Below are 1,956 nucleotides of genomic sequence, written 5' to 3'. Positions count from 1 at the left end.
GGCCAAGCCCTTCACCCGTCAGGACCTCGCGGCACGTTTGACCGAATTGATCCGCGACGCCGGCCTTTGATGGTCGTTTGTTTCGCCTAAGCTTCGGTTCTTATTCAAAAATTCGCGACCGTACGGGAATTGCCGCGTCGCCGGCGGCGCGAAATGATATATTTTTCCCGGAAATGAATTTGTCCTCAATGTGTACAGATTGACTTTCGCGGAACTTCGCACCTTAACTTTGTCGCAGAACGGCCACGTAGGCCGTCTCAGAGGACCCCATAATGAAGAAATCAGCCCTTTTCGCAGCGATTTGCGTCCCGGCCTTGATGGCCGCCGCACCTCTGGCTGCAAAAACRCTCGTCTATTGCTCGGAAGGAAGTCCTGAGAACTTCTATCCCGGCGTGAACACGACGGGCACGTCGTTCGACGCCAGCACCCAGGTCTATAGCCGTATCGTCGAGTTCGAGCGCGGCGGCACCCAGGTGCAGCCCGGCCTCGCCGAGAAGTGGGACATTTCGGAGGACGGCAAGGTCTACACCTTCCACCTGCGGAAGAACGCCAAGTGGCATTCCAACAAGAATTTCAAGCCGACCCGCAACATGAATGCCGACGACGTCGTGTTCATGTTCGAGCGCCAGTGGAAGCAGGACAACCCGTATTTCAAGGTGACCAGCCCGAACCACTCCTACTTCGACGACATGGGCATGCCCAAGCTGCTCAAGTCCGTCGAGAAGGTCGACGACTACACCGTCAAGGTGACGCTGAACCAGCCTGAGGCACCGTTCCTGGCCGATCTCGCCATGGAATTCGCCGCCGTGCAGTCCAAGGAATACGCGGACGCCATGCTGAAGGCGGGCACCCCGGAGAAGATCGACCAAGAGCCGATCGGCACCGGCCCGTTCTATCTGGTCCAGTACCAGAAGGACGCCATCATCCGTTACAAGGCGTTCCCGGAATATTACGCAGGCAAGGCCAAGATCGACGACCTCGTGTTCGCGATCACGCCGGACGCCTCGGTCCGCTGGGCGAAGCTCCAGAAGGGCGAATGCCATGTGATGCCGTATCCGAACCCGGCCGACCTCGAAGCCATGAAGAAGGATCCGAACGTCACGATCCTCGATCAGGCCGGCCTGAACATTGGCTACCTCGCCTACAACACCACCAAGAAGCCCTTCGACGACGTGCGCGTCCGCAAGGCGATCAACATGGCCATCGACAAGAAGGCCATCGTCGACGCGGTGTTCCTGTCGAGCGGCGTTCCGGCCAAGAACCCGATCCCGCCGTCCATGTGGTCGTACAACGACTCGATCAAGGACGATCCGTTCGATCCGGCCGCCGCCAAGAAGCTCCTGGCCGAAGCCGGTTATCCGAATGGTCTCGAGACCGACCTCTGGGCCATGCCGGTGCAGCGTCCTTACAACCCGAATGCCAAGCGCATCGGCGAGTTGATGCAGGCCGACCTCGCCAAGATCGGCGTGAAGGCTGAGATCAAGAGCTTCGAATGGGGCGAATACCGCAAGCGTATGCAGGCGGGCGAGCACCAGATGGGCATGCTCGGCTGGACCGGCGACAACGGCGATCCGGACAACTTCCTGCACACCCTGCTCGGCTGCGCCTCGGCGCAGGGCAACGGCTCGAACGTCGCCAAGTTCTGCAACAAGTCGTTCGATGATCTCGTCGTCAAGGCGAAGGTCACGACGGACGTGAAGCAGCGCACCGACCTCTACAAGCAGGCTCAGGTGATCTTCAAGGATCAGGCTCCTTGGTTCACCATCGCGCATGCCGTGCAGCTGAAGCCCGTTCGCAAGGAAGTCGTCGACTTCAAGCTCTCCCCCTTCGGTCGCCACACCTTCTACGGCGTGGACATCAAGGGTAAGTAAGGCTTCTATCTCGACCTCCGGCGGAGCGGCTTCAAGCCGCTCCGCCTTTTTCAGTTTTGGGCCATGCTGCGCTTCATCCTCACCC

The 1,956-nt window shown here is 59.6% G+C and carries 1 protein-coding gene; it reads left to right on the top strand.

The annotated features are described in order from the left end of the window. The first annotated feature begins 272 nt into the window (after positions 1-272). On the top strand, positions 273-1,871 hold the full coding sequence (locus AC1DT3_RS19360; protein WP_477466841.1) for an ABC transporter substrate-binding protein: 1,599 nt from the start codon (positions 273-275) through the stop codon (positions 1,869-1,871). Positions 1,872-1,956: the final 85 nt, after the last annotated feature.

Source organism: Microvirga sp. P4_G7 (genome assembly GCF_056401005.1).
The sequence above is the reverse complement of the archived record's forward strand: the minus strand, read 5'-3'. Positions and strand labels throughout refer to the sequence as shown.